The following is a 6,054-nucleotide window of genomic DNA, read 5'->3' as shown; positions in this document are numbered from 1 at the left end:
GCAAGGACGCGCAAAGCGCGTCCTTGCCGGAGCCCGATTGCGCTCCCGCTCCCGATTTCGTCCCCACCCCTTCTGACTGCGCCGAGGAGCGGAGGGCCAGACGGATCAGGGCGAGCGATTGTCTGAGCGTAGCGAGTTCGAGCTCGACCCCGGCTGGACCGAGCACCGCAGGCTGCCCCCGTAGCGCAAGCGAAGGGGGTCGCAGGCAGCGGGGTCGCCTTTTCTTTGCTTACTTTCTTTTGGCGACGCAAAAGAAAGTGAGTAGCTGCCGGGCTACCCCCGGCCAGCTGGCGAGCAACGACAGCTTCGAAGCTCCACCAAGCGCGATGGAGATCATCACATGCTGAACGTCAAAAACATCAACCAGTATTACGGCGGCTCCCACATCCTGCGCGATGTGAGCATGGAGTCACATCTCGGCAAGGTGACCGTGCTCCTCGGCCGCAACGGCGTTGGCAAAACCACCTTGCTCAAGTCGCTGATGGGCCTGGTGCCCATCAAGACTGGCACTATCGAGTTCGACGGCAAGGCTATCCAGAACGCCACGCCGTATGAGCGCGCGCGTGCCGGTATCGGTTTTGTGCCGCAGGGTCGCGAAATTTTTGCGCGCCTGACGGTCGAGGAAAACCTGCGCATGGGCCTGGCCTACAAAAGCGCCAGCACGCCTATCCCCGCGGAACTGTATGAGCTGTTCCCGGTACTCAAGCAGATGCTGAATCGCCGGGGCGGTGATCTCTCGGGCGGGCAGCAACAGCAATTGGCCATTGCGCGCGCGCTGGCAGCCAAGCCCAAGCTGCTGATCCTCGATGAACCGACAGAAGGCATCCAGCCCAGCATCATCAAGGACATCGGCCGTGTGATCCGCATGCTGGCCGATCGCGGCGACATGGCCATCCTGCTGGTGGAGCAATACTACGATTTCGCCGAAGAACTGGCCGACGACTACTTGGTGATGGAGCGCGGCGAGTTCATCGCCCGCGGCCAGGGCAAGGACATGGAGGCCAACCAGGTACGGCAGTTGGTGGCAATCTAGGCTACCCATCACCAGCTTTAGCCAAAGCCCGGTTCATCCGGGCTTTTCTGTGTTTGCAAGCGTGACGACGTTGGTACCCCTGCTGCGAACGTAGAATCGCAGCGGTCGCTGAAGCGGTTGGCGCCGGGAGTCCACCGCTCCGGGCCGCAACCAGCCGGCAAAAAACAATCACAAAAAAAGGTGCACGCCGATGGCTTTGCTGGCGTTGGACAACTGGCTTATTCAGACGAAATCTCACACGGGTCTGTCGGGGTTTCGCCGCTTTCTGGTGGAGTTCGGTTATTTCGGTCTGAAGGAAGCAAGGGCCTGCCTGTTTGCCGGGCTGTTCTTTGCGGCGGTGTTTCTTGTGCCGCGGGCCGGTGTGGCGGGTGTTCCGCGCTATGACCTGTTGCTCCTGATTGCGCTGTTCATTCAAGGCTGGATGTTGCTGGCCAAGCTGGAAACTCTCGATGAGCTCAAGGCCATCTGCCTCTTTCACCTGGTTGGGTTTGCCCTGGAGGTTTTCAAGACGTCCGGATCCATCCAGTCCTGGAGCTACCCGGACTTTGCCTATACCAAGCTATTTGGCGTGCCGCTTTTTTCAGGCTTTATGTATGCGGCGGTCGGCAGCTACATCATCCAGGCATGGCGATTGTTTGACCTGCGCATCCGGCACCACCCGCCTTACTGGATGGCCGCGGTGATTGCCTTGTTGATCTACGGAAATTTTTTCACGCACCATTTCTGGGGCGACTACCGCTGGTACATCGCGGCCTGCCTGGCCGGCTTGTATGCCAGGTCCTCGGTGACCTTCCGGCCCTATGACCGGGACCGGAGCATGCCCTTGCTGCTGGCCTTTTTGTTGATCGGGTTCTTTATCTGGGTGGCTGAAAACATCAGCACGTTTTTCAGCCTCTGGCACTATCCCAACCAGCTCGGTGGCTGGTCTGCCGTGCATGTCGGCAAATGGAGCGCCTGGTCGCTGCTGGTGGTCATGACCTTCACCATCGTGGCCAACCTCAAGCATGTGAAGGAACGCATCCATGTACCGGACTGAGCCCACCGTTCCCCGCGTGAGGCTGCGGTTTGATGCCGAGGCGGCGCTGTGGGCTGTCCTGATTTTTATCATCGAAGTGCTGATCGCGACCGTGTGGTCGCACCACCGCTGGCTGCGAGGGTTTGTCGGCGACGTGCTGGCGGTTGTGTGGGTGTACTTTATGCTCAAGACCGTGATAAAGGCCAACCCCCGTGGCCTGGCACTGGTGGCCTTTGCGGTGGGTTGCCTGGTCGAACTTGCCCAGTATGTCGCGGCCGTCAATGCCTGGCACGTTCAGAACCGGGTGATGAAAATTGTGCTGGGCTCGGTGGCCGACTGGATGGACGTTCTGGCGTACGCCGGTGGGTTCCTGCTGGTCTTGGCGCTGGAATTCCTGCTCGCCCGGTGTCGGCCATTGCCCGTAACGGGCACGTCGGTCACTTCAGGCGGAAAATGATTTCCTTCATGCGCTGAAGCTTGGGGGCCACCATCGGCACTGTCAGCATGGTGCTGGCAATGGCCATCAGCAACAGGGCGGTAAAGGTTTCATGCGTAATAATTTTTTTGTCGAGCAGGATGTTCACAAAAATGATCATGATCAGGGCTTTGGTCTGCAGCAGCCAGCCGATGATGGCGCTTTCGCCTGGCGCCCATTTCAGCACCTTGCCGGCGATGTGCGCGCCAATCAGCTTGCCGGCCACCGAGGCCACCAGCAACACCGCGGCCGCGATAAACACCGCTTTCCCACCTACCGACCAATTGGTGCGCAGCCCGGTGCTCAGGAAAAACACCGGCATCATGACGAGCAGCACATGATGGCGCAGCATGTCCATGTGTTCCTGGTTGAACCAGTCGCTGTCCATCACCGCACCGGCCAGAAAAGCGCCAACCATGTAGTGCAGGCCGGCCCAGTCGGCACCAAAGGCGCAGATGATCAGCCAGATCAGGCCGGTGTACCAGCGGTCACGCTCCGGCAGCCACACCATGAGTTTGCGAAACAGGTAACTGAGCACCGCGAAGGCAGCCAGGAAGCCCACCTGGCGGCCCACGCGTCCCCAGTCCATGAGGATAAGCGCCAGTACGCCCCAGATGGCAATATCGTCGAGGCTGGCGTAACGCAGGATGCGCTGGCCGATGGGCTGGCGCAGGATGGCCAGTTTTTCCATCAGCAAAATCAGGATGGGCAGCGCCGTGACCGCGCAGGCCATGCCGACACCGGCAACAAATTGCCACCGCATGCCTTGGGGGCCGATCCAGCCCTCGTACATCAGCATGCCGGCGGCCACCGCGCAGCCAAAAGCCAGTGGCGTGCCCAGCGCCAGGCCGGCTGTGATGCTGCTTTCCCGTCGGTGGGTCCAGGCTTTTTTCAGATCGAGTTCAATACCGGCAATCCACACAAAAACCATGACGGCCCACCAGGCAATGCCGTTGAGCGATTGCACGACCGGCGCGCTGAAGACGAAAGCATAGTAGTCGGGGTACAACTTGCCGAGAACACCCGGGCCGAGCAAAATGCCCGCAATGATCTGCACTACAACAAGCGGTGCGTAGTAGTCGGTCTTGAAGACGCGCCAGATCAGGTAAGGCACCGTAAAAATGATCGCCATGGCGATCAGGTAAATCTCGGTGGTGGTCATGGCAGTGTGCATGGCTTCTCATTGGTTGTCGGCGGCGAGGCCATTGAATCCGGAAACCGGCTCCGCACGGCGGGCGGTGAGCGCGAATTATGCAGGAGCCGGCGCTGCAGTCCTGAGCTTTCAAGCGCGGACGCGTATGCCCCGCAGCCGCTGCGCGGCAGCCTTGTCAGGAAGGGACGGCAGTCGATCTAGCGCCGGGTTGCCTGGTACAGCGGCATCACCGTAGGCAGCAGGGCCTGGATCTGCTGGACGCGGCTGGCATCGCTGGGGTGGCTGCTCAGGAACTCGGAGCCGCTGCCACCGCTGCCCCCCATTTTTTGCCACAGGCTGACCCCTGCCTGCGGGTTGTAGCCCGCGCGCGCCATCAGTTCAAGGCCGATACGGTCGGCCTCGGTCTCATGCGAACGGCTGAAACGCGTAGCCACCAACGCTTCGTAGGCCGCACCCGTCACTTGCGAGGTGGCGTTGCCCAGGCCGAGCAGTTGGGTGCCGATGCCGATGGCCGTTTGCGCCGCCGCGGCCTGGGAAACCTGCTCACGCGAGTGTTCACGCAGCGCGTGGGCAATTTCATGGCCCATGACCACCGCGATTTCATCATCGGTGAGGCTGAGTTTGCGGATCAGCCCGGTGTAGAACATGATTTTTCCACCGGGCATGCAGAAGGCATTGAGCTGGTCGCTTTCGATCAGGTTCACTTCCCATTGCCAGTTGGGCGCATCGCCGCGAAACACGGCGGTTTGCGGCTGGATGCGTGCCGCAACTGCGCGTATGCGCGCCAGCATGGCAGCATCCGTGTTGAGCTTTCCTGCGGCCGTCGCCTCGGCCTTGAGTTTGTTGTAACTTTGGGCCGCCATCTGGTTCAGTTCCGCGGAAGACACCAGCAAAAGCTGGGAACGCGAGGCGCCAACAGCGCCACTTTCCGTTGTGCTTGAGCAGGCAGTGATCAGCAGGGTCAGGGCCAAAGCCAAGGGGGTCAGGTGGTGTTTCATGCGTGTCTCACAGATCTGTTTTCAGGCACATGCCGGGAGCGTTTATTTTCCGGCAGCAAGTCAAAGTCAGGGTAGGACGGCAGTTGACGGTGGTGTAGGCACGAATCGCCGGAGCGAAACCCGACAGGGGATTTGTTCTGACAGCTTCCTGCGGCGGATGACTCCACATTCCTTCCGGATGCAAGGCCGCGCAGAGCTAAGATCAAGAGCCTCACTTCTACAGATTGGATTTGTCATGAGCATCCTCAGCAAGATTTTCGGCAAGATTTTTCCATCGGCTCATGCGGGCTCGTCACCTGACGCAACAACAGGTGGCGCCTTGTCGTCCGAAGATGCAGCAGCCGCTTCGGCAGCTTCCGACGCCGCTTCGCGTGCCGCAGCAGCAGCAGCGGTGGGCAGTGCAAGCCTGCCTGAAGTCGATGTGGAGGCCATATTGGACGGGATGGCCCGCAGCAACCCCGAAAAGCTCAACTGGAAAACCTCCATCGTGGACCTGATGAAGCTGCTCAAGCTTGACAGCAGCCTGGGCGAGCGCAAGGAACTGGCCAAGGAGCTGGGCTACAGCGGTGACATGAACGACAGCGCGTCAATGAACATTTGGCTGCACAAGCAAGTGATGAAAAAGCTGGCGGCCAACGGCGGCAAGGTCCCCGCAGACCTGCAAGACTGATCGTCCCTTCTCCGTCCGAGGAGCCACCGGGCGGCACAGAACGCGCTGCCAGGGGTGCAGGCTGGTAAACAGGGCTTTGCCGGCCCATGGGAATCCCTTGTCCTCCTCGCATGCATTTTTTCCTGCGTGCAAGCTGGGCTTGTGTTCTGTTCTTGTTGACCCTGCCCTTTGCCTCTTTGGCGCAGGCGCAGGCCCCCGGTGAAGTGCCTGCGGCGAAGGCTGGCGTGCTCAATCTGGCGGGCTGGAATTTTGAGCGTGATGGCACGCGTGCTGCTGGCTTGCGGGTGGTCATTTGGCTGGCAGCAGTTCGGCGAACCCCGTTCAGGGATCGGCAGACCGCAGGTATTCCCGTGATGTACCTGACAGCGCTGGTGTCTCCGGAAGAAGCACGCGATATGGGAGGCAATGTGGGCGGCCGCCCCGGTGTCGCCAAGAGGGCGCCTATTGCCGAGCTTCTTCAGCGTATCGGCGAAATCATTCCGGCCTGGCGCGCTTTAAGCGGACCAGATGCGCGGGCTGGGAGCTGCCTTGTTCCAGAAATGCCGGCGCCACGCCTTCCAGACCTCTTTCATCAAACCCATGGCCGGTTCGACCAGCGGTGCCAGCACGCGAACCACCACGACTTGCGCGTCGGGGCTGGTAGCGCCGGCGTACTGGCTCAAGGGGTGCGCCTCCATCACCTGCCGTGCGACATCCAGCGCGAGTTCGCG

At 60.7% G+C, this 6,054-nt stretch carries 6 protein-coding genes and 1 pseudogene; 4 read left to right on the top strand and 3 right to left on the bottom strand.

Annotated features, from left to right (window positions below; all coding sequences use genetic code 11):
• Nucleotides 1-340: 340 nt before the first annotated feature.
• The 3 genes from urtE to ABI660_RS22630 all read left to right on the top strand — a co-directional run bounded on the left by urtE (nt 341) and on the right by ABI660_RS22630 (nt 2,505).
• Nucleotides 341-1,033, top strand: a complete 693-nt coding sequence (urtE, locus tag ABI660_RS22640) for an urea ABC transporter ATP-binding subunit UrtE (protein WP_348072383.1) — start codon at nt 341-343, stop codon at nt 1,031-1,033.
• A gap of 190 nt (nt 1,034-1,223) precedes the next feature.
• Nucleotides 1,224-2,069, top strand: a complete 846-nt coding sequence (locus ABI660_RS22635) for a DUF817 domain-containing protein (protein WP_348072381.1) — start codon at nt 1,224-1,226, stop codon at nt 2,067-2,069.
• The gene (locus ABI660_RS22630; protein WP_348072380.1) at nt 2,056-2,505 is read left to right on the top strand and encodes a DUF2809 domain-containing protein; all 450 of its coding nucleotides are present in this window, start codon (nt 2,056-2,058) and stop codon (nt 2,503-2,505) included. The genes ABI660_RS22635 and ABI660_RS22630 overlap by 14 nt, the downstream gene beginning before the upstream one ends.
• On the opposite strand, the gene ABI660_RS22625 is transcribed toward ABI660_RS22630, so the two are convergent.
• Together ABI660_RS22625 and ABI660_RS22620 are read right to left on the bottom strand one after the other, a co-directional pair.
• Nucleotides 2,486-3,697: a cation:proton antiporter gene (locus tag ABI660_RS22625; protein ID WP_348072378.1), complete on the bottom strand. Its 1,212-nt coding sequence runs from the start codon at nt 3,695-3,697 to the stop codon at nt 2,486-2,488. The two genes, ABI660_RS22630 and ABI660_RS22625, sit on opposite strands and share 20 nt — an antisense overlap.
• 176 nt (nt 3,698-3,873) lie before the next feature.
• On the bottom strand, nt 3,874-4,674 hold the full coding sequence (locus ABI660_RS22620; RefSeq protein WP_348072377.1) for a M48 family metallopeptidase: 801 nt from the start codon (nt 4,672-4,674) through the stop codon (nt 3,874-3,876).
• Nucleotides 4,675-4,909: 235 nt separating this feature from the next.
• On the opposite strand from ABI660_RS22620, the gene ABI660_RS22615 reads away from it, so the two are divergent.
• Nucleotides 4,910-5,344, top strand: a complete 435-nt coding sequence (locus tag ABI660_RS22615) for a DUF3597 domain-containing protein (RefSeq protein ID WP_348072375.1) — start codon at nt 4,910-4,912, stop codon at nt 5,342-5,344.
• A 494-nt stretch (nt 5,345-5,838) separates the two neighbouring features.
• Here ABI660_RS22615 and ABI660_RS22610 read toward each other — a convergent pair.
• Nucleotides 5,839-6,054: pseudogene (locus ABI660_RS22610) on the bottom strand (urease accessory protein UreD); the annotation flags it as partial.

The sequence above is a fragment of the Polaromonas sp. genome (assembly GCF_039930745.1).
Classification (GTDB): domain Bacteria; phylum Pseudomonadota; class Gammaproteobacteria; order Burkholderiales; family Burkholderiaceae_C; genus Polaromonas.
This window is presented reverse-complemented; position numbering and strand designations above follow the sequence as displayed.